Here is a 19,648-nt window from a genome sequence, read left to right as displayed (position 1 = left end):
TTCGCTACGGATGCGGGACGATTTGGTAGGGCGTCGTATAGGGCTCGACGCGGAGCGAGGCGTTGGCGAGAAGCCCGATCTTGGCGGTCGGCGCCTGCTGCAATTCGCCGTTCGCCCCCCGATGCACGTTGTATTGCCAGACGGTGAGATCCCCCTTCTGCGCCAGTGCGTGCGCCACCCCGCTCGCGTCATTGCCGCCGAGCGCCTGAAGTTCCTCCGCTGACAGTCCGATGATGATCTCGTCTTTGATGGTAACGATCTTGAAGAGGTTCATCTTGGTCTCCTGCGCCCATGCGCCTTGTATCGAGAAGGTGAGAAGCGCGACCGCGGCGCCCTTGATGAGATCGCAGCGAGAAAGCATGCCGTCGTCCTTTGGTGCTGACACGCGCCTGATTTGAGATCAGCCATGGCGGCGTGGTTTGCGTGGCCGTTCGCAACCGCTTGGTCGCTCGATCTTGAACGACGGTTCATCGGCGGAAATACATATGATCGTCCAGGGCGCAATCGACGAGATGCAGAGGGCAGACAAGAAAGTCGATCCCAACGCGCTCGCCGCTTCGATCGGCTCGGTGGCCCCCGATCTAGACGCTAGAGACTGGCTGCGGGATCGATATCGCTTTAGTCGGCGATACAACCGCCGAGATCGGACTCAACAATCGCGTGTATACCCTGACGAAACAATAGTCCGCGTCTGCCAATCTCCGTTCACACCGGAAAACAAGACGAAACGCCGTGTCGATCGGCGGCAATCAAGCCAGCGTACGGGATCATGCAGCCTCTTGACGCAGGTGGGTGACGGCGCTCCATATTCCTGTTATCCGGAATCGCCGTGGTGCGATGCAGATGACGCATCGCTACGCGGGCGGTTGGGCTTGCCGAAGTGGTTGTTTCTTGTCATAGTTGCAACCTCTCGGGTTGAGCCGGTCCGCTCGGATGTGCAGTTTAGCGTGCTAACCCGCCAGGGTGCCCTGGCGGAGAGTTCGTCGTCGCCGTGGCGCTCGGTTATGGCGTTCGGTTCTCGAGAGTGAGGGCCTCTAGATCAGATCGCGAAAGCCGATCCTTGTCATGGGTGCGAGATGAAGAACATCGATTTCGCGGCTGAACTGCACCTCAAGCTCGGCGCGCCTGCGAGCAGCACCGTCGAAAGCCTGCGGCTGATGCGGGCGTTTCTGAAGCTAGCGCCTCGGCAACGTTTCGAGGTCATCAAACTCGTCGAAGACCTCGCGACTGACGAAGTCCTCCCCGATCATCCCCTGTCGTGAGGCCGGGCGGCGCGCCGGCACCATATTGCTCTCCCAAGCGTTGGTCCCTGCTGCACTGCAGTCCGGCCCAGTCGCGCCTGCCGTCTGGTCTCACCGCTGGAAGCCAGTACGGCAAATGTGATAGTGAGTCAGAAAAAAGGGGAGGAGAGCGACCATGATCGAACCGAAGCTGGAAGTTCCGGCCGAACTGCGCGACCTGGCCGAGAAGACAATCGATCAAGCAGAAAGGGCGTTCGGCATGTTTTTCGATGCCGCCACCAAATCGATGACATCGGTTCCGGGGACGGGCACGGAGGTGTCGAAACAGGCGCTTGCTTTTACCGAGCAGAACATGAAGGCGGCGTTCGAACACGCTCGCAAGCTCGTTCACGCCACCGACCTTCAGGAGGCCATGCGGATTCAGTCCGAATTCCTGCGCAGCCAGTTCACCAATGCCGGGGATCACATGCGCCAGATGACCGGCAACTTGATGCAACCCGGCAAAGGCAAGTCCTGACTATCGCGGAGTTGCCCCCTGCTCACAAATTGGTCTTGCGTCGCGGCGAGATGCGCATTTCAATTCCGGTGCAGGTCCATGATGGGCCACCGGATGAGTCCCGTTCGCCGTCCATCATCCTTTCTGCTGATCCCTGTCGGTTCAACCGGCAGGGATTTGCATTTTGCCGGTGCGAACGCCGCGATTGCCCGGCGCGATGCTAACGCAGCGACCCGATATAAGCTGCGATGTCGCTGGCTTCGGTCCGGCTCAGGGGAAAGTTCGGCATCTTCGGATGCGGATCGAGCAGGAAGAACGCGAGCCTCTCTGGACTAAAGTCTGGTCTGCGCGCAACTGACGCAAAGGAGGGCACGTCTGCGCTGGCCTGGCTCTGGCCGTTCGTCACGACGTGGCAGCTTGCGCACCAGCGTTTGGCAAGGTCGCCGCCATGATCGGCATTGGCGGCGGATGCCGCCGAAGCGCCGAGGGTTGATGCCACGACGAGAAGCAGACAAATTTGTCTCAAATGCTGGTGCATCAGGCAGCCCTTACGCATTTGCTTGCGGCTGCTCATCCGCAGCACGATCCCGGAAATTGCGAGAGATCGATGCGAGCGATGATCGACCGCAGCAGTCGGCGAGCGGAGCGATACAGATGACGGACGGGCCCCGGTATCTTTGCTGCGGGCAGGCCAAGGCTTTCGGCGTGGTGCGGCACCTGTCTCTCCGACGTTGTGCGGACAGCCTATCGCACTGGGATCGAAGGGGCCTTGATCTGGCGCAAGGCAGCCGGACTAGTAATCGCCGGGATTCATGATCATTGGGCTTCTCGTATCGGCAGGTGCGAGCGAGCTGCTTGCACTGTCGCGCAAGAAGCGGTCGAGGGTCGCCTGGATCTTCTCCTTGACCGAGTCGGGACCGCGGTCGCTCATCTCCGTATGATGTGCGCCGGTATGGACGATGTCGATGCCTCGCGCCTTGGCTTCTTCCGGCGTCGGCAGCACCCCGGGATCGGTGACGAAGTGCGGGTCTTTCGAACGGAACGACAAAATCTTCATCTTCTCGCTGACCACGAAAGGCACCCGGAGATTGTCGAGGGTGATCACTTTCGACACCAATTCAGGATGCTGATGGGCGACATACATGGAGACGTCGCCGCCGTTGGAATGTCCGACGAGCGTGACGTGGTCGTAATCGGCGTTCTCCTGCCGCCTCTTCAGTTCGCCCAGCACGAAGAGGATGTTGGCCTCGCAGCGGATATAGACCTCGCGCCGTCCGACATATGGCTGACCGACCCGGGTCATCAATGGCGGATCGCTCGGGAGGTCTTGCTGAATGCTGGTGACGAGATAGCCGCGCGCGGCGAGCACGTTGGCGAGGAACGAATACTCGGTCGCCCTGACGGTATTGCCGTTGCTGATGATCGCGAGCGGAAGTTTCCAAAGGCCGAGATTGGCCTTGGTCTCATAATCGCGCCGCACAGCGACCTCGACCGTGATGGGCCGTCGGCGCGAAGCGTCGAACAGCGTCAAAGTCTCATGGCGGATCGCGAACCGGCTGACGATGAAATATTCGCCGACACCGAGGACGCAAAGAAAAGCCAGAATTGCACACACCCTCTTCATGGGTTCCGTCTCGATCACTTTTGACTGAAAATAGATATTGCGAACCTGTAGATCGAGCGATCGTGAGCAGAGTACGGATTAAATTTAGGCAAGTCTGTGAGCAGGGTCCCCAAAAAGGGCCGCATGGGGATGCACCGCAGCGAAGGCTGCGCGGCTAAAGACACCCGGTCTTGCCGCGCTCGGGGCAGAGCCGGAAGGCGCTCGAGAGCGTAACCAGGAAGCGCGGGCTGCGGCGCTCATTGTCCGGCGCCCGGTAGCTCAAGGGAACCGCGACGCCGAAATCGGCCTGGAGGTCGTCCCACAGGAATAGCCGCGCGCCGGCTCCGGCCGATGTCAACGACAGGCCATCGCTGAGGCGGTACCTGTCGTTCCAGACGGCGCCAGCGTCGCCGAAAGCATAGAGCTGATAGCCGCTCCAATAGCGGAAATTGAGCTTTTGGTCGAAGCGTAGTTCGAGCGATCCGGCAAGTCCGTTGTCGCCGCTGATCTCGGCTGCGCCATAGCCCCGGCCGAAGGCAGCGCCACCCAGGTAGAACTGCTGTGAGACGAACAACGGGCGCGACGCGGTCTGGCTTGCCGCGGAGAGCTTGAGCGACCAGACGTCGTTGATCGTCTGATAGCGCGTGAACCAGAAGTTCAGCACCGAGAAGTTCGACGAAGCGCCGTCGCGCGACAGAAGGTCGTCGTAAAAATGGGAGGCGCCGAAGATGTCGAGGCCCTGGCGATAGGTCAGCGTCGCGTAGCTGGTGCCGCCGAAACGGTCCTGGAGCCGATAATCGGCGGTCAGGCTCGCAGTCCTGATGTGGTCATTGTACCAGGGCCCATAGATGTCGCGTTCGGACACATTGCTGAAGGTGGTGGCCGCCGTCAGGACAAGTGACGAGGATTGCGACTGGAGCGCCACGAGGCCGGCCCGTAGCTCGAATGCGTCGGTTGTGGTGACATCATTGTCCAGACGTCGCGCATCCCCCGGCCGGACCTCGCTGTGCAGAAGCGAAGCACCGAGACGCACGCCGTCGACGCCGACAGGGGCGTCATAGGACAGGCGTCCGAAGCGAAGTTGGCGGGGATCGTTCGCGGTTGTCGATAGGTTCACCGCCAGCGTGTCACCGGGCGTGAGATAGGAATTGAAAGCTCCTGTCGCATAACTCTGCCACGGGCCGACCGTCGAGGATCCGAGGTTGTCCAGACCGAACGACGTGAAGATATGCCAGGTCTTCAGAAAGACAGTGAACCGGAAGCGACCGGTTGCCAGGCCGATTTCTTCAAGCGCGGTATCGGAGATCCGTACACCCGGCCATCCATTGATCAGATAAAGCTGGCGTTCAAGTGTGGCCAGCCGCGATGGACGCTCGGCGAGGACCGGGCCGAACATCGGCCTAATCCCGAATTGTTCGGCGCCGTCGCCCTTGAGCTCGGTTTCGACGATGGATCCTTCGATCACCCGGATATGGACGTGTCCGTTCTGAATATCCTGCGGCGGGATGATGGCGCGGGTCAGATGGAAACCCACAGAGCGGTAGAGATCGCTGATGGCGCCGGCGATCGCCACAAGGTCCGCTTGGGAGACCTGTCTTCCGAGGTAGGATTGATAGGTCCCGCTGATGCGCTCGTGCGGAAGAGCATCGGCCCCGCTGATGCTTACGCCGCGGAGCACAAATTGCGGACTGGTGTCAGCGCCATTATCGGTGCGCCCTACAGCCGGTAGTTTGACAGACGCGCCTCCACGGGAATTCTGGTCAGTCTGCGTGTCGAAATATTTCTCGGTCTGCCGCGGATCGAAACCGGGCTGGGTAGCCTGCTGCGCGAGTGCTTGCGGAATTCCCGCAATCGTCGGCAGCAGCAGGCCGATCGCGGTCGCCAAGTACCTCCAGTTACGGCTCCGTGAGTGGCGCGCTCCGTAGTTCAACGGAGTTTTGCCGCAGGAATCGTAATGGGACGTTAGCCTCATGATTTTTCATAGTTTTTTATGGTCAATGAATGGTTAATACAGCGGGTGATCTTACCGGGACTGCAGCTAATTCAATCTTGAGAGATATTCGATAATCCTGAGAGCCGGGCTACTCCGGACTGAGGATCACTATGCTTGGCAGAGATGGACTGCGGCGCGTCCTGTTGGCCGCGCTGATACTGGGAAGCGCTTCTCACGCGTTCGCAGCGGAGGGCGGTGCATGGTCGGTCAGCAAGGCATCGGGAGATGTGTGGATCGCGACGGACGGCACTCAGCAAGTCTCGCTGGAGCAGGAGGAGACTGTCAACTCCGGCGATACTATCCGTACCGGACGCAACGGCCGCGTGCTCCTCGTGCGTGGCGAGGAAACGATTTTGATCTCGCCCAACTCGGTGGTCGGCTTACCGGCCGAGAAGAAGGAGGGGCTCTCGACCACCATCATCCAGCAGGCGGGTTCGATCCTACTCGAGGTCGAGAAGCGCAACGTCAAACATTTCGAGGTCGAGACGCCCTATCTCGCGGCAGTGGTCAAGGGAACACAGTTCAGCGTTACCGTGAACGCGGGCAGCACCAAGGTCGGCGTGCTTCGCGGCCAGGTCGAAGTCTCCGACTTCAAGACGGGCCAGATTGCCCAGGTGTTGCCGGGCCAAGTGGCGACCGCCTTTGAGCACGGCAAGTCCGGTCTCAGCCTGAGCGGGGCCGGCACTTTTAATGCAATCGAGCAGGGTAAGCCGCGTGCACCCACGATCGATCGGATCCCGGTGTTGAAATCGGGCTTATTGGCCCCCCGCAACGCCGCCAACGGTCACGCATTTCATGCCTTCGGTCAGCTCGAGAAGAGCATGAAAGGCATCAAGGCGGCCGGCGCGGACTTGAAATCCCAGCAGGCGGTCCGCGGGTCCCATCTCGGGGCCGGCGTGATCCGCATCTCGGGCTCGCTTGGCGAGGTGAAGCTGAACGTCCACAACGCGACGCACGGCCTCGCACGCGGTGCAACGGCGCCGGGCGCAATGAGAGGTCGGTCACAATCCCGCGCCGAGACGGTCTGGAGCGATGGCGCGACGAGCACGCCGGCAGCCAATAGCGCGATTCAGACCGCAGCGACGACAAGTAGCGCAACCACGGGCACGAACTCATCGGGTGCGAGCACCGCCGCGACCACGGCCGGCGCGTCTAGCGACAATGCGCATGGGGCAAACGGCAACTCGGTCGCGGGCAATGGCAATTCCGGCGGCAACGGAAATTCCGGCAACGGGACTGCAAGCAACGGAAGCGGCTACCAAAGCGCTAGCGGCAGCGGCAGGGGCAGCGGCGGCAATGGGGGCGACGGCCATGGCAGCACGTCGGGCCACGGAAGACGCTGAGGCCATTCCCTAGAGGGAGAGGGCGCATCCGCAGAAGCGGGTGTGCAGGAGCATCGGGTGAAACGCTTTCGACCACATATTCTGGTTTCGACTGCGCTGGCGATCGTGCTGTCCACGGGATGGCATGCTTCCCTTCGCAACGCGCTCACCGATCTGCGGTTTGCCTGGCAATCCCGTGAGGCCAGTGGTGACGTCGTCGTCGTCGCCATAGACGCGCCCTCGATCGACCAGATTGGTGTGTGGCCCTGGCCCCGCCGTTTGCATGGCGAATTGCTGCAAAAGCTCGAAAGTGCCGGCGTGCAGGACGTCGCCTTCGACGTCGACTTCAGCACGCCCTCCGATCCCGCTAACGACGAGGCCTTGGTCAAGTCGCTGCGGGACGCCGGCGGCGCGACTATTCTGCCGTCCTTTAAGCAACCTGGGCCGAATGGTGGCGCAGCTCACATCAATCGCCCGCTGAAGTCATTCGGCAACCAGTCGTGGCCCGCCGTCGTCAACGTCGCGGTCGAACCCGACGGCCTCGTTCGGCGTTACCCATTCGGGGAGAAGCTCGGCGATACCTTTTTGCCCTCGATGGCCGTTGTGCTGGCGGGACAGAATGGCAGCCGAACCTCGCCTTTCCTGATCGACTTCAGTATTCGCTCAGCTTCCATTCCGCAGATGTCTTACATTGACGTGTTGCGAGGCGACGCCGCGACTCTGGCGAGGCTGAAGGATAAGAAGGTCATCATCGGGGCCACGGCGCTCGAGCTCGGTGACCGATTCAGCGTGCCCAATGGCCGTATCGTATCTGGGCCGATACTCCAGGCGCTCGCCGCGGAATCAATTCTTCAGCATCGGACTCTGCGTCGGACCTCTGACGTAGGCATGGTGCTTGGCCTGTGTGCCATCTGCTTGCTGATGTTCTTTTGCTGGCGCCGCATCGCTTCAGGCTTTCGCGTCGCGATGCTGGTCGCGCTGGGTGCCGCACTGGAGCTTGCCGCCGCTCTGGTGCAGGTCAAATGGCCGCTCGTCATAGACACATCGCTTTTCCACATCGCCATCGTCGCTTATCTGACAGCGATTGCACTCGACGAGATCGATTTCCGCAGCCTCCTGGGGCGCATTGCCGAAAGCCGCTTTCACCGCATCGCGATGTCGCTTGGCGACGGACTGGTCTGCACCGATGAGGATCACCGCATCACGGTGTGGAATCCGGGCGCCAGCGCGATCTTTGGCTACATGCCGACCGAGATGATCGGGCGTCCGTTCGAAACGCTGTGCGCATTGCGCGAAGGAGGAGGAGCAAGAGCCTTTTCCATGCACGACGCCGCTCGCCAATCGCTGCTGGTGCCGGGCGGGGCCGTCGTTGTGGAATTCGAAGGGCGACGGAAGAATGGCGAAGGATTTGCGGTGGAGGCGAGTTTCTCCGGCTGGCAGGGAACCGACGGCTTCCAATATGGCGCGATCCTGCGCGACATCTCCGTGCGCAAGCGCGAAGCGGAGCGTGTCAGATATCTCGCCGAACATGACGTGCTGACAGGTCTTTCCAACCGCAACTCGCTGAATGCCGGACTCGCCGGCCTGATCGCTTCCGCCGAGCGAAAGTCTGGCGAGGTCGCGCTTCTGGTCGTTGGGCTCGACGGCTTCCAACAGATAAATAATATGTTGGGACATGCCGCCGGAGATCTCGTGCTGAGAGCGGTCGCCGGGCGCTTGAACAACGAGGCAGGCGACAAGGCGATCGTTGCCCGGCTCAGCGGCGACGAATTCGCCGTCGCTCTTGACTGCGCGGGAGGCAGCGAGCCGATTGCCGAGTTTGCCGAGCGCATCGCGCGTGCATTCGATGTGCCGCTCGCAACGGGCGTGCGCCAGCACCGTGTCAGGATCAGCATTGGTGTCGCGCTCTATCCGGAAGCAGGGCACAGCGCGGACGATCTCCTTGGCAACGGCCATCTGGCCCTCTCCAAGGCAAAAGCGACCCGGCGCGGCGGCCATGTGATTTTCGGCGGCAGCATCAGACAGGAACTGGAGAACAGGCTGACGCTGGAGAGCGAGCTTGCGCTTGCCGCGGATCGCGGCGAGTTCGAGCTGTTCTATCAGCCCCAGGTTCGCCTGGTTGACGGCGGTCTGGTCGGGGCCGAGGCGCTCATCCGCTGGAAGCATCCCACGCGGGGCTACGTCTCGCCCGGAGAGTTCATGCCGGTGGTCAACACATCGGCACTTTCGGAGCGAATCGCGAGCTGGGTGATGGAGACCGCCTGCCGGCAGGCGCGGACGTGGGAATTGTCCGGTGAAAACGTGCGCGTAGCAATCAACCTGTCCCCGTCGCAGCTTCACTCCGGCGATCTCGCGCATGCCGTCGCGACATTGCTCGATGCGACTGGGCTCACGCCGTCGCTGCTCGAACTCGAAGTCACGGAGGACATCCTGCTGCACGACGAAGGCCGTGTGCTAGATATGTTCAAGCGGATCCAGGAGCTCGGCGTCCGCGTCCTGTTCGATGATTTCGGCACCGGCTATGCGAGCTTAAGTTATCTGAAAAAATTTCCACTCGATGGACTCAAGATCGACCGTTCGTTCGTGCTCGACTTGCTCTCGGATTCCGATGACGCTGCGATCGTCGGCTCGACCATCGGCCTCAGCAAGCAGCTTGGGCTCACCGTCGTGGCCGAGGGCATCGAGAACCGCGCCACGGCTGACTTCCTGATTAGTATGGGATGCGAGGAAGGGCAGGGCTATTTCTTCGGCCGTCCGATGCCTGCCGAGGCGTTTGAACGGCAATTCCTCGCGGCTGAATGCGAAACTGTCAGCGCCGCTTGATCGGACTCGTCGGTTCTAGCGGCGGCGCGCGACCGCTACGCCAAAGAGGAAGGCGACGAACAGACTCGCCAAAGGCGCTTCGCGGGTGATCGCCGCGACCGTCGCGAGCGGTTTGCCGGGCTTTCGAGCTTCGTCGATGGCAGACGTGAGGCGGTCGACAGCGGCGCGGAGACCGCCCGCGACCTCACCTATCGTGTGAGAGACGTCGGTCGCGGCGTCAATGGCGCGCTCGGCCATGCCGGGCTGAGTCGGGGATTGCGGAATTTCCGTGCTCAAGTTTGTAAACTCCGCTTCTGAAGCGATGAATGAGGCGCGGCACCTTTGGCTATCCTCGCGAGCGCTCGTTTGAACAGCGGGTCGGACGACCTTTGGCTATCCGCGACAGGCGCCGTGGTAAACGGCGGGTGCCGGCCTTGGATTGGCAATTCGGCCCTTGCGATTTTGTTCCCGGATGTTCCTCGAGTGACGCATTTTCGTCAAACGATCCGTGAAACGACGGGTGCGAATCTCTGTTAGGCTGGCGCAAGCTTGCTGACCTCGGGAGACTGCCGTGACAGATCGGACCAGGCCGGATCGAGGCCGGAGCATCGCCCTGCTCGGCGCGCCCATCGACATGGGGGCCTCGCAGCGCGGCACTCTGATGGGCCCTGCGGCGCTGCGCACCGCCGGCCTTGCGACGCTGCTCGATAGCCTGGACTTCGAGGTCGTGGACTACGGCGATCTCTCCATCGCTGAAATCAGGGATCTCGACGACAGGCCGCCGGACAAGGCCAATCATTACCGGGAAATCCAGCGCTGGACGCGCGTGCTGAGCCGTCGCGGCTATGAGATCGCCGGGACCGGCGCGATTCCGATCTTCCTTGGCGGCGATCATACGCTGTCAATGGGCTCGGTCAACGCCATGGCGCGCCATTGGCAGGAGCGCGGTCGCAAGCTCTTCGTGCTCTGGCTGGATGCGCATGCTGACTATAACACCCCGGAGACGACGATCACCGCGAACATGCACGGCATGTCGGCGGCGTTCCTATGCGGTGAGCCGGGCCTCGACGGCTTGCTGGGCGATGATCCCCGTGCCTCGATCGATCCCGATCGGCTCGATCTGTTCGGCATACGCTCGATCGACAAGCTCGAAAAGGAGCTGATGCGCGCCCGCCGGATCAGGGTTGCCGACATGCGCCAGATCGACGAGTTCGGCGTCGCCGTGCTGATCCGGCGTGTCATCGAGCGTGTCAGGGCGAGCGACGGGGTGCTGCATGTCAGCTTCGACGTTGATTTCCTCGACCCCTGCGTCGCGCCGGGCGTCGGCACGACAGTGCCGGGCGGAGCGACCTATCGCGAGGCGCACCTGATCATGGAGCTCTTGCACGATTCCGGGCTAGTGGGATCGATCGACATCGTCGAGCTCAATCCGTTCCTGGACGAACGCGGCCGGACCGCGCGCACCGCGGTCGAACTGATCGGCAGCCTGTTCGGCCAGCAGATCACCGACCGCCCAACACCGAGCAACGCGATCGCACCGGGCGAGTGAGATTGTCCCGCGGCGACGTTTGTGCATTGCAAGGAAAGGAACTGCTCTCGCAGCCGGCAGATTTGGGTCAGCCCTGATCAAAATTGGCCGCTTTTGAAATAGCTGCCAATTGCAAATGCGGCCGTTGGAATGTTTCATGCGGGCCCAGCCAGCCGAGGGTCCGCAATGAGCAGCACGATCAATCCCGACGATGATCCTGTGACGACCACGCGCCGCCGTTTTCTGAAAGGTGGCACTGCTGCGCTCGGAGGCGCCGCTCTCGGCGCGGGCGCTTCGGTCGCTGCCGAGACGGACAACCTCCCGCCCAACATTCCCGAATGGATGAAGGCGCCGGGCGAGCCGATGGGAAGCCAGCCCTATGGCGCGCCCTCGCCGTTCGAGAAGGGCGTCGTCAAGAATATCTCGAAGACGCTGAAGCAGTACATTTCCGCATCGAGCCGCACACCGTTGCAGGAGCTCGACGGCATCATCACGCCGAACGGACTGTTCTACGAGCGGCACCATGGTGGCGTTCCGAGCATCGATCCGGCGCAGCACCGGTTGATGTTGCATGGCCTCGTCGAGCGGCCCCTGATTTTCACCATGGACGATCTGCGGCGCTTCCCGTCGGAGTCGCGCATCCACTTCCTCGAATGCTCGGGCAATCCCGGCTACAGCAAACCCTACGGCAAGACGGCATCGGACCTCGTGGGTCTGGTGAGTTGTGCGGAATGGACCGGCGTGAGCCTGAAGCTGGTGCTGCAGGAGGCGGGGCTGAAGCCGGAGGCGAAATGGGTGATTGCCGAAGGCGCCGACGCTGCGGCAATGACGCGCAGCATCCCGATCGAGAAGTGCCTCGAAGACGCCATGCTGGTCTACAGCCAGAACGGCGAACGGCTCCGCCCACAGCAGGGCTATCCGCTGCGGCTGTTGCTGCCGGGCTTCGAGGGCAATATGAGCGTAAAATGGCTGCGGCGCCTGCATGTGACCGCGGAGCCGGTCTATTCGCGCGAAGAGACTTCGAAATATACCGATCTTCTGCCGGACGGCACGGCACGCGAGCATTCCTTCTACATGGAAGCGAAGTCGATCATCACGCGTCCCTCGGGCGGCCAACGTCTCGACGCGAGCGGCTTTCACGAGATTTCCGGCATCGCCTGGAGTGGACACGGCAGGATCGCGCGTGTCGAGGTGTCCGTCGACGACGGCAAGAGTTGGCAGGAGGCGCGATTGCAGGAGCCGGTGCTGACGCGTGCCTTGACACGGTTCCGCCTGCCGTGGCGATGGGACGGCAAGCCCGCAGTGATCCAGAGCCGCGCCATCGACGAGACCGGCTACGTGCAGCCGACGCTGGCCGAGCTGCTCGCGGTGCGCGGCGAGAACTTTTTCTACCACAACAATGCGATCTGGCCCTGGCGCGTCGCGGCTGACGGCGAGGTGACCAATGCGCTTGCATGAGACTTGTAGCATCGCATTCGCGATTCTTCTGTGCGCCTGCGTCAGCGACGCACAGGCGCAAAGCCCCTACGGCATCGGACGGCCGGCAACACCGGCGGAGATCGCGGGCTGGAACATCGACATCGGACGCAGCGGCGGCAATCTGCCACCGGGTCGTGGTTCGGTGGCGGACGGTCGCGAGGTGTACGCGCAGCAATGTACCTCGTGCCATGGGGAGAAAGGCGAGGGCGGCCTCGGCGACAGGCTCGCGGGCGGGCAAGGCACGATCGGCACGGCCAAGCCGATCCGCACTGTCGGCAGTTTCTGGCCCTATGCGACGACGCTGTTCGACTACATCCGTCGCGCCATGCCGCAGAACGCGCCGCAGTCGCTGAGCGATGACGATGTCTATGCGGTGTCCGCTTACGTCCTGAACCTCAACGGGTTGGTGGGAGCCGACGCGACGCTCGATGCAAAATCGCTTAGCGCCGTGAAGATGCCGAACCGCGACAGGTTCGTCGGCGATGCGCGGCCCGATGTGAAGAGGTAAGCGCGCGGCCGCAGAGTTCCCGCGCCTTGGCTCGAAATTTGCTTAAGAAGACTATGGAACTCGTCGGATTCTTTTGAATTAACCCGACAGAGGAAAAGGTGCGGATGTTTCGATGGTAACTGATCGTTTCGCGTACTCTATCTCTACGGCACTTCGTCATCCCGGCGTGATTGCGTTGATCGTGGCCGGTTTGACCATTGCTGCGATGTTGATGGTGGACCATGGACCATGGAGCCGGGCCAAGACCCAGCCGGCGCATGTTGCGATGTACCATACCACCGGCGAGGCCGCGCGTGCCGCGGGCGCCGACGTACTTCCCACCGAACCAAAATCGCCGATCGAGCCTGCGCGGCCGGGGCCGAAAACGTCCCCGACGGTCAATCCCGTAACGCCGTAGTCTTCAGCCCTTTTGGCCGTCAGCCCTTGTAACGTCAGCCCTTGCGCCCGTAATTGAGAAGCCCGCTGCTGGTCTTCGGCGGATGCGCGCGCAACGCCTCTTCGTTCGGCTCGGTGCCCCAGCCGGGCCTGTCCGGAATGACGAGATGACCGTTCTGAATCTCGGGCTCGTGCGTGAACAGCTCGCGGTCCCAGGCGAGGCGGTCGATGTCGATCTCCATGATGCGCAGGTTCGGCACCGCAGCGCAGAAATGCGCGTTCATCATCGAGCAAAGGTGGCCGTAAAAATTATGCGGCGCGACGTTGACCTCGAAAGCTTCCGCGGCGGCCGCAATCTTCATTGATTGCCAAACGCCGTTCCAGGGCGTGTCGATGATGGCGACATCCATGGCTTGCTGATGGAAATAGGGCAGGAACTCGCGCAGGCCGAGCAGCGTCTCGCAGGACGAGATCGGATGCGGGCTTTGCCTGCGGATATAGCCGAGCGCTTCCGGATTGAAACTGTCGATCTCGACCCAGAACATGTCGAGGTCCGCGATGGTCCGCAGGATCTTCAGATAGCCTTCGGTCTTGGCGTTGAAGTTGCAGTCGAGCAGGATGTCGACATCGGGACCGGCGCCGTCGCTGATGGCTTCCAGATGCGTGCGCAGGTCGCGCAGGATCTTGCGATCGACATTGATCTCGGGCGCAAAGGGCGAGCCGAAGCCCGGACGCCAGCCGGTGGGCTTGCCGTCGTCATAGGAGAAGATGTTGGTCTTGAGCGCGGTGAACTTCTTCTCCGCGACCTCGCGCCCGATCGCCTTGACGCCGTCGAGGCTTTCGATCGGCGGCTTGTACCAGGACGGATGATTGATCCGCCAGGTCGCGCAATGCGACCAGTAGACCCGAACACGGTCGCGGATCTTTCCGCCGAGCAGCTCGTAGCAGGGCACGCCCAGCAGCTTCGCCTTGGCATCGAGCAGTGCATTCTCGATCGCACCGAGTGCCTGCGCCACCACCCCGCCGGCAGCCGGACGCGTGGCCGCGAACAGCTCGGCATGGATGCGCTCATGCTGGAACACGTTCTGTCCGATCACGCGGGCGGACAGGCGCTGGATCGCAGCACCGACGCCCGGAGAGCCAAACCCCTCGTCGAACTCGCTCCAGCCGACGATGCCATCGTCCGTCGTCAGCTTGACGAAATGGTAGTTTCTCCAGCCGGCGTCGCAGGCGAGGATTTCGAGACTTGTTGCTTTTGATGATTTTGTCATGTCGCTCCCCGTTGCCCGACCGGGCTTGGTTTTTTTGGCCGGGGTCGCGGAGCCCGGCCTCGGTGCCAATTGTTAGGCCAAGGACGGCCCGGCGTGAAGACTGGACAGGTGCAGCCGGGAGCACTTCCGAAGCCTCAGCCGATCACGGACGAGCCCAGCAGGGCGAGCACGGCCAGCGCCATCAGCGCGGTGCCGAACCATCCCAGCGCGACCAGCCATCGGCGCGCCTTGAAGCGGCCCATGATTGCGCCGCTCGAGACGATAACCATCATCATCGCCATGATGGGAACGGCGACGATGCCGTTGAGCACCGCGCTCCACACCAGCATGTGGATCCCGCTGATGCCGGTGAAGCCGAGGCCGAAGCCGATCAGGGTTGCGGTGGCGATGATGGTGTAGAAGCCGACCGCCTCGTCCGGCTTGGCCTCCAGCGTGGCGCGCCAGCCGAAAATCTCGGCAACGCCGTAGGCCGCCGACCCCGCCAGCACCGGGATCGCCAATAGGCCGGTGCCGATGATGCCAAGCGCGAACAGCGCAAAGGTGAAATCGCCGGCGAGCGGCCGCAGCGCCTCGGCGGCTTCGGTGGCCGAGTTGATGTTGGTGACGCCGTTCGCGTGCAGCACCGATGCCGTGGTCAGGATGATGAAGAAGGCGATGCCGTTGGAGAGCAGCATGCCGGAGATGGTATCCATCTTGATGCGGTCGATCTCGGGGTTGCCGCCGTGCTTGAGCTCCCGCAGGGGCTTGTCATGCCTGCCGTGGTTCATCTCCTCGACCTCCTGGGAGGCCTGCCAAAAAAAGAGATATGGGCTGATGGTGGTGCCCAGCACGGCGACGATCATCAGGAAATACTCGGCGCTGACATTCGGCTTCGGCCACACCGTGGCGAGCAGCGCGGTGCTCCACGGGATCTTCACGGTGAAGGCGGTCGCGACATAGGCGAACAGCGCCAGGGTGAGGAATTTCAGCGCCGGCGAATAGCGCCGGTAGGGCAAAAAGACCTCGAGCAGGGTCGAGCCGGCCGCGAAGATCAGGGCGTGCTCGTGATTGAGCCCGCCGATGACGAGCGAGAGCGCCTCCGCCATCGCCGCGATGTCGGCGGCGATGTTGAAGGTGTTGGCGGCAACCAGCATGAACACCAGCGCCAGCACCGTCCAGCGCGGCGCGACCTGCATGACATTGGCGGCGAGCCCCTTGCCGGTCACCCGCCCGATCCGCGCGCTGACGAGCTGGATGGCGATCATGAACGGCGTGGTCAGAAACACCGTCCACAGCAGCCCGAAGCCGAATTGGGCGCCCGCCTGCGAGTAGGTGGCGATGCCGGAGGGATCGTCGTCGGCTGCGCCGGTGACCAGGCCCGGCCCCAGCCTTTGCAGCAGTGTCAGCGCGGATTTGGCGGGGGAAACGGCGGTCCTATGCATGCACGGGCGTCTCCTCCGCACCAACGACCCCGGGTCTGGGGACGCCCGGCTTCGCATACAAATGCTAAAGCAGGAACGAAAGTTCCGGGGGCTTGCCCCGGTGCCGGCGCTGTTTCCGATTATACGAAACGCGTGTGCTCCGTCGGGCAAAACAGGTGTAGAACTATATCGTCCAAAAATTGCTTCGAGCCCGCCCCGGTGCCGGCGGCGGGCTTCGTCGCTCCGGCGGCAAGGCCCGGTTGGCTCGCTTATTTGATGCTGACGAACATGCCCCAGACCGCGGCGAGCGCCGCGCCGGAAAAGACGATCAGGGGGTTGTCGCAGAACGCGCTGCCATAGCTGCACATGTTCGTGCCGAACTGGCCGAGCTCGTGATGGCTCGCGGAGTAGAACAGTCCCGACAGCACCAATAATGCGGCGGCGACGTAGTACATCGGCGGTTTCTCCTTCGGCGGCTCCGGTATCCTTTTGCGCCGCAATTGCCGGCGGTTGATGCCCCAGCATGGCGCAGACAGATTTCATTCCGCCGAATCCGATATGGGGCATTTGACTAAAGTTGGAACCGTCGGGCAAAGCAAACGGCGTAGCGAGGCCGTCACGGAGACACCCTTATCGTGGGTTTATGGTGCGCGTCTGCATTGGCCCACAGGAGGACGTCTTGGCGATGTCTCCACTTCGGCCGCTGTTGAAACTCACTACGGCTGAAGAAGATAGAGAAGACGTTGACGGTCGTGCTCACGCTGGCGTTGGTTGCAGCGCATCATCTCGAGCTCGGCCTGGGCAGTGGTGATGTCCTGATGTTGTTTCTTCATTTCGATGACACGCGCCTCTTGCGCTGCAAGCTGCCGCTCTCCTTCGACAACCTCGCATTCGATCTGCCTCAACTGATCAAAGAGCGCGTCTTTGTACATCGAGCTTGCAACGGATCACCGTTCGCAGCGTTCCTTTCGGGACGGATCATCACTGGCAAGCAAAGCACGGCTGCGGGACGCCTTCAGCCCGACGAAACACGCCTGAAACATTGCTGAAACCAGATAGTCCTGAACGCCGCGGCCGCTGGCTCCGACCAAAGGGTCTAACAGGAGACAGTCATGATCCAGGTCGGTTCGAAGGAAGAAGTCGCGTTTCTTTTGGCGTTGTTCGGAACGCACACCCAGCCCGTCCGGAAGCCGAAGCCGAAATCGGCGCGCGGACAGGGCTGAACAGGTGCAAGGTTTAGACAAGTGCCAGAGCCTGCTCCGTTCGCTGATCTCCCGGGGAGATCCGGGTGCCATCCGGCTCGCCGAAAGCGCGATCGACGACACGCTGCAGGTCACCCCGGAACGCGCGCGCCTGATCGTCCTGCGCGTGCTGCAGCAGGACGCCCTGGACCAGCACGGCGCCGCCGTCGGCGTGCAGCGCTCGTTCGCCGAAACGGTGGACGCCTACATCGCGCGGAAGCTTGCGGAGGAGAAGGGCGCGGTCAACCGCGCCTTGAGCTGACATGCGAGGGCCCGCGAGTTCGGCGCACACGGAGGACTTGGGTTGCTGAGACCGATCAGTCGCCAACCTCGACGTGCTTGGGCAGGCATATCACCTGAGCAAAAGCGACCGCTTGATCAGCCTCGGCGGGCCTTGCTGCCTACATCAGCGGAGCCTGGGCTGCGGCTGGCGACTTCGGATTTGTATAAGTCGCTTTGACGCGTCGGGCAAAACACCTGTACAGTGCCATCATTGGACACTCTGCAAGTTACCCCCGGAACGCGCGTGAAACTGGTTGAGGGCGCCCGGCCGGTCGTCGCTCAATGTGTCCCGATCATTAGGCCGTACTTGCGATACGGCGCGGGCGTCGCTTTGAACGCTGCGTCGTATCCGGTCTCCAGGTTGCTATGTGTCCATCAGCAGCGCCGCCCCGGCGCAGCCGTCTGTCTCGATGAACTTTTGCGAGAATTGGCTGCGCTGCCCCGAAGCGAAGACTCCGTTGACAATGTTCCGTTTTTGTTCTAATTGACTTGAGCTCAACCTGTGGGCGAGTCGACGACGATGGTCAGTTGCGTTTTGAAACTGTCGCGAGGAAGTCAATGAGTAATTCGCTTCTCTCCCTCATCTTATTGGACACTCCGGCAACGCCGGATATGTCGGCGGTTGTGAGAGTCCTCCACGCCCGGCATCCCGAATTGGCAACGAATCTAGCAGACGACGCCGGCGCGCAACAGACTCAGGCGAACTCTCTGCTCATTCGGTGTGGCAACGAGCTCGTTGCCGTCATGTCGATGCCGGCGCCCATTCCGCAGGATCCCGGCCTTTGGTCGCGCGCGGCCAGCTCCTGGCCGGACGGCAAGGCGGTGGCGGCGCGGCATCGAGGGCACCTGATCGTTTCGACGCTCGGTGAAAACCAGCAGCCATTGGTTGCGGCGCGTGCCACCACCGCCGTCATTGGCGCGTTGGTTGCGACGATGCCGGAATGCTGTGCCGTGGTGTGGGGCGGCAAGGTGGCGCGGCCGGCCGAGCTTTGGCTCGAGATGTCCACCCGGTCCTTTGCGTCGTTTCCCGATTACCCGTTCACGCTGTGGACGGACATACTGCCGTATCGGTCGGAAGTGAAGATCGGCGCGGTTACGATGGGCCTGTCCGCATTCGTCGGTCGCGAGGTCCAGTTCGAGACTGGCAAGCTCACTCTGCCAGCATTGATCGACAAGGTGGCTGGATTTGCGGTTTATCTGATTGAGCACGGCAACGTGGTCAAGGATGGCGACACGATCGGAGTAGACGAGAATGAGCGTTTCGCCGTTCACTACAAGAACTCGGACGTGTTTAGCGGCTTGCCTGTGTTCCGATGTAGCGATGAAATCAAATAGTGGGCTCGACGAAACGCCTCCTGCTGCGTCCGCCATGGGACCGTCGCTGAGAGTTATGGCTGGAGCCACGAGAACGAAAGATATGATTCAGTCTTCCGCGGACAAGCGCCATCGCAAGGTGAAAGGTCGAAAGTTCTATTTTGTCGAGCTTGGCGGATTTGAGACGGCCGCAGGATGCGAGATCTTGCTGCTCTCACTGGCGGGCGACGAGCGCTCGGTGCGCCTCCAGACCGAGGCTTCAAACCTTTCCCTGAACCGCCAAGATTGTTGATCGACAGGTCTCTTGGTCGGGCGCCCACAGGTTGGGAACTCTACCATGACTACTGACTAGCTTCCGATCGCATGAAGACGCTCCTCGAATCGTTAGATGCGGAGGGAGTTGCCTTCGTCAAGTGCGAGATGCGATACCCTGATGGGAGCGCCGCGCCGACTTACTGGCTTTGCGATGTTATTCGACTTCTTGATGCGCTCGACGAAGAGAAATCACGTGTCAATATCACTTATCCAGCGCCAGGCCGAAAGGAATACCTGACGTTGGGGTCGTCGAGCTTTCTCTTTAAAGAGGAGAGTGTGGGAGCCGTTCATATCTTCAGGCTGCGCTCTCTCCGTCAGAAGATCGTCTGCGACCAAACGGTCAAGGATGCGTGCAAAGAAGCGGGCATGCGAGGGATCGGATTTAGAGATGCCTCCAAGTACTAAGCTGGCGTGTTTGATCACCGATTCGGCCGAGAATTGATGACGTTCGTTGCGGTTGATCTGGCTGGTAAGTAAA

21 protein-coding genes are annotated in these 19,648 nt (G+C 61.8%); 13 read left to right on the top strand and 8 right to left on the bottom strand.

What is annotated here, in order from left to right:
* Positions 1–4: 4 nt before the first annotated feature.
* A complete protein-coding gene (locus GWG65_RS20580; protein ID WP_275197367.1) occupies positions 5–361 on the bottom strand; it encodes a hypothetical protein in 357 nt (118 codons plus the stop codon).
* 715 nt (positions 362–1,076) lie between these two features.
* Here GWG65_RS20580 and GWG65_RS20575 point away from each other — a divergent pair.
* On the top strand, positions 1,077–1,262 hold the full coding sequence (locus GWG65_RS20575; RefSeq protein WP_275197366.1) for a hypothetical protein: 186 nt from the start codon (positions 1,077–1,079) through the stop codon (positions 1,260–1,262).
* A gap of 154 nt (positions 1,263–1,416) precedes the next feature.
* Complete coding sequence (locus tag GWG65_RS20570) at positions 1,417–1,758, top strand: phasin (RefSeq protein WP_275197365.1); 342 nt, start codon at positions 1,417–1,419, stop codon at positions 1,756–1,758.
* A gap of 199 nt (positions 1,759–1,957) precedes the next feature.
* Here the strand turns inward: GWG65_RS20570 and GWG65_RS20565 are convergent, their stop codons facing one another.
* From GWG65_RS20565 to GWG65_RS20555, 3 genes are all read right to left on the bottom strand, one after another.
* Positions 1,958–2,275: a cytochrome c gene (locus tag GWG65_RS20565; protein ID WP_275197419.1), complete on the bottom strand. Its 318-nt coding sequence runs from the start codon at positions 2,273–2,275 to the stop codon at positions 1,958–1,960.
* A gap of 255 nt (positions 2,276–2,530) precedes the next feature.
* Positions 2,531–3,361 (bottom strand): alpha/beta fold hydrolase, encoded by an 831-nt coding sequence (locus GWG65_RS20560; protein WP_275197364.1) that lies wholly within the window; start codon positions 3,359–3,361, stop codon positions 2,531–2,533.
* Between the two features lie 154 nt (positions 3,362–3,515).
* Positions 3,516–5,312, bottom strand: coding sequence for a ShlB/FhaC/HecB family hemolysin secretion/activation protein (locus GWG65_RS20555; protein WP_275197363.1), 1,797 nt, complete (start codon positions 5,310–5,312; stop codon positions 3,516–3,518).
* Positions 5,313–5,443: 131 nt separating this feature from the next.
* Here GWG65_RS20555 and GWG65_RS20550 point away from each other — a divergent pair, with 131 nt between their 5' ends.
* Together GWG65_RS20550 and GWG65_RS20545 are read left to right on the top strand one after the other, a co-directional pair.
* Positions 5,444–6,676 (top strand): FecR family protein, encoded by a 1,233-nt coding sequence (locus GWG65_RS20550; RefSeq protein ID WP_275197362.1) that lies wholly within the window; start codon positions 5,444–5,446, stop codon positions 6,674–6,676.
* A 57-nt stretch (positions 6,677–6,733) separates the two neighbouring features.
* Positions 6,734–9,478, top strand: coding sequence for an EAL domain-containing protein (locus GWG65_RS20545; RefSeq protein WP_275197361.1), 2,745 nt, complete (start codon positions 6,734–6,736; stop codon positions 9,476–9,478).
* 15 nt (positions 9,479–9,493) lie between these two features.
* On the opposite strand, the gene GWG65_RS20540 is transcribed toward GWG65_RS20545, so the two are convergent.
* Positions 9,494–9,754 (bottom strand): hypothetical protein, encoded by a 261-nt coding sequence (locus tag GWG65_RS20540; protein WP_148738681.1) that lies wholly within the window; start codon positions 9,752–9,754, stop codon positions 9,494–9,496.
* Between the two features lie 274 nt (positions 9,755–10,028).
* On the opposite strand from GWG65_RS20540, the gene rocF reads away from it, so the two are divergent.
* The 4 genes from rocF to GWG65_RS20520 all read left to right on the top strand — a co-directional run bounded on the left by rocF (position 10,029) and on the right by GWG65_RS20520 (position 13,369).
* On the top strand, positions 10,029–11,006 hold the full coding sequence (rocF, locus tag GWG65_RS20535; protein WP_275197360.1) for an arginase: 978 nt from the start codon (positions 10,029–10,031) through the stop codon (positions 11,004–11,006).
* Between the two features lie 165 nt (positions 11,007–11,171).
* Entirely contained in the window at positions 11,172–12,443 is a 1,272-nt protein-coding gene (gene soxC, locus GWG65_RS20530) for a sulfite dehydrogenase (RefSeq protein WP_275197359.1), read from the top strand.
* Positions 12,430–12,972 carry a cytochrome c gene (locus tag GWG65_RS20525; RefSeq protein WP_275197358.1) on the top strand — a complete coding sequence of 181 codons (543 nt, stop codon included), beginning with the start codon at positions 12,430–12,432 and terminating at the stop codon, positions 12,970–12,972. Before soxC ends, GWG65_RS20525 begins: the two co-directional genes overlap by 14 nt.
* Before the next feature lie 112 nt (positions 12,973–13,084).
* Entirely contained in the window at positions 13,085–13,369 is a 285-nt protein-coding gene (locus GWG65_RS20520; protein ID WP_275197357.1) for a hypothetical protein, read from the top strand.
* Positions 13,370–13,403: 34 nt separating this feature from the next.
* Here the strand turns inward: GWG65_RS20520 and GWG65_RS20515 are convergent, their stop codons facing one another.
* The 3 genes from GWG65_RS20515 to GWG65_RS20505 form a co-directional block, all read right to left on the bottom strand.
* Positions 13,404–14,618: a mandelate racemase/muconate lactonizing enzyme family protein gene (locus tag GWG65_RS20515; protein ID WP_275197356.1), complete on the bottom strand. Its 1,215-nt coding sequence runs from the start codon at positions 14,616–14,618 to the stop codon at positions 13,404–13,406.
* Between the two features lie 134 nt (positions 14,619–14,752).
* Entirely contained in the window at positions 14,753–16,039 is a 1,287-nt protein-coding gene (locus tag GWG65_RS20510; protein WP_275197355.1) for a divalent metal cation transporter, read from the bottom strand.
* Positions 16,040–16,287: 248 nt separating this feature from the next.
* Positions 16,288–16,473 carry a hypothetical protein gene (locus GWG65_RS20505; protein WP_275197354.1) on the bottom strand — a complete coding sequence of 62 codons (186 nt, stop codon included), beginning with the start codon at positions 16,471–16,473 and terminating at the stop codon, positions 16,288–16,290.
* Between the two features lie 288 nt (positions 16,474–16,761).
* Here GWG65_RS20505 and GWG65_RS20500 point away from each other — a divergent pair, with 288 nt between their 5' ends.
* The 5 genes from GWG65_RS20500 (at position 16,762) to GWG65_RS20480 (ending at position 19,575) form a co-directional block, all read left to right on the top strand.
* Complete coding sequence (locus GWG65_RS20500) at positions 16,762–17,067, top strand: hypothetical protein (protein ID WP_275197353.1); 306 nt, start codon at positions 16,762–16,764, stop codon at positions 17,065–17,067.
* A 178-nt stretch (positions 17,068–17,245) separates the two neighbouring features.
* Positions 17,246–17,521, top strand: coding sequence for a hypothetical protein (locus tag GWG65_RS20495; protein ID WP_275197352.1), 276 nt, complete (start codon positions 17,246–17,248; stop codon positions 17,519–17,521).
* A gap of 578 nt (positions 17,522–18,099) precedes the next feature.
* On the top strand, positions 18,100–18,876 hold the full coding sequence (locus GWG65_RS20490; protein WP_275197351.1) for a DUF4261 domain-containing protein: 777 nt from the start codon (positions 18,100–18,102) through the stop codon (positions 18,874–18,876).
* The gene (locus GWG65_RS20485) at positions 18,863–19,147 is read left to right on the top strand and encodes a hypothetical protein (RefSeq protein ID WP_275197350.1); all 285 of its coding nucleotides are present in this window, start codon (positions 18,863–18,865) and stop codon (positions 19,145–19,147) included. The genes GWG65_RS20490 and GWG65_RS20485 overlap by 14 nt, the downstream gene beginning before the upstream one ends.
* Positions 19,148–19,218: 71 nt before the next feature.
* Positions 19,219–19,575 (top strand): DUF1629 domain-containing protein, encoded by a 357-nt coding sequence (locus GWG65_RS20480; RefSeq protein WP_275197349.1) that lies wholly within the window; start codon positions 19,219–19,221, stop codon positions 19,573–19,575.
* Positions 19,576–19,648: the final 73 nt, after the last annotated feature.

Origin of the sequence: Bradyrhizobium sp. CSA207, assembly GCF_029051685.1 — a bacterium.
GTDB lineage: Bacteria > Pseudomonadota > Alphaproteobacteria > Rhizobiales > Xanthobacteraceae > Bradyrhizobium.
Note: the sequence above shows the minus strand (reverse complement) of the source record. Positions and strands in the feature narration are given on the sequence as shown.

Excerpts from the sequence above, each read along its gene's own strand:
- GWG65_RS20580 (WP_275197367.1), bottom strand. The coding sequence starts at position 361 with ATGCTTTCTCGCTGCGATCTCATCAAGGGCGCCGCGGTCGCGCTTCTC.
- GWG65_RS20575 (WP_275197366.1), top strand. The coding sequence starts at position 1,077 with ATGAAGAACATCGATTTCGCGGCTGAACTGCACCTCAAGCTCGGCGCG.
- GWG65_RS20570 (WP_275197365.1), top strand. The coding sequence starts at position 1,417 with ATGATCGAACCGAAGCTGGAAGTTCCGGCCGAACTGCGCGACCTGGCC.
- GWG65_RS20565 (WP_275197419.1), bottom strand. The coding sequence starts at position 2,275 with ATGCACCAGCATTTGAGACAAATTTGTCTGCTTCTCGTCGTGGCATCA.
- GWG65_RS20560 (WP_275197364.1), bottom strand. The coding sequence starts at position 3,361 with ATGAAGAGGGTGTGTGCAATTCTGGCTTTTCTTTGCGTCCTCGGTGTC.
- GWG65_RS20555 (WP_275197363.1), bottom strand. The coding sequence starts at position 5,312 with ATGAGGCTAACGTCCCATTACGATTCCTGCGGCAAAACTCCGTTGAAC.
- GWG65_RS20550 (WP_275197362.1), top strand. The coding sequence starts at position 5,444 with ATGCTTGGCAGAGATGGACTGCGGCGCGTCCTGTTGGCCGCGCTGATA.
- soxC (WP_275197359.1), top strand. The coding sequence starts at position 11,172 with ATGAGCAGCACGATCAATCCCGACGATGATCCTGTGACGACCACGCGC.
- GWG65_RS20525 (WP_275197358.1), top strand. The coding sequence starts at position 12,430 with ATGCGCTTGCATGAGACTTGTAGCATCGCATTCGCGATTCTTCTGTGC.
- GWG65_RS20520 (WP_275197357.1), top strand. The coding sequence starts at position 13,085 with ATGGTAACTGATCGTTTCGCGTACTCTATCTCTACGGCACTTCGTCAT.
- GWG65_RS20515 (WP_275197356.1), bottom strand. The coding sequence starts at position 14,618 with ATGACAAAATCATCAAAAGCAACAAGTCTCGAAATCCTCGCCTGCGAC.
- GWG65_RS20510 (WP_275197355.1), bottom strand. The coding sequence starts at position 16,039 with ATGCATAGGACCGCCGTTTCCCCCGCCAAATCCGCGCTGACACTGCTG.
- GWG65_RS20505 (WP_275197354.1), bottom strand. The coding sequence starts at position 16,473 with ATGTACTACGTCGCCGCCGCATTATTGGTGCTGTCGGGACTGTTCTAC.
- GWG65_RS20490 (WP_275197351.1), top strand. The coding sequence starts at position 18,100 with ATGAGTAATTCGCTTCTCTCCCTCATCTTATTGGACACTCCGGCAACG.
- GWG65_RS20485 (WP_275197350.1), top strand. The coding sequence starts at position 18,863 with ATGAAATCAAATAGTGGGCTCGACGAAACGCCTCCTGCTGCGTCCGCC.
- GWG65_RS20480 (WP_275197349.1), top strand. The coding sequence starts at position 19,219 with ATGAAGACGCTCCTCGAATCGTTAGATGCGGAGGGAGTTGCCTTCGTC.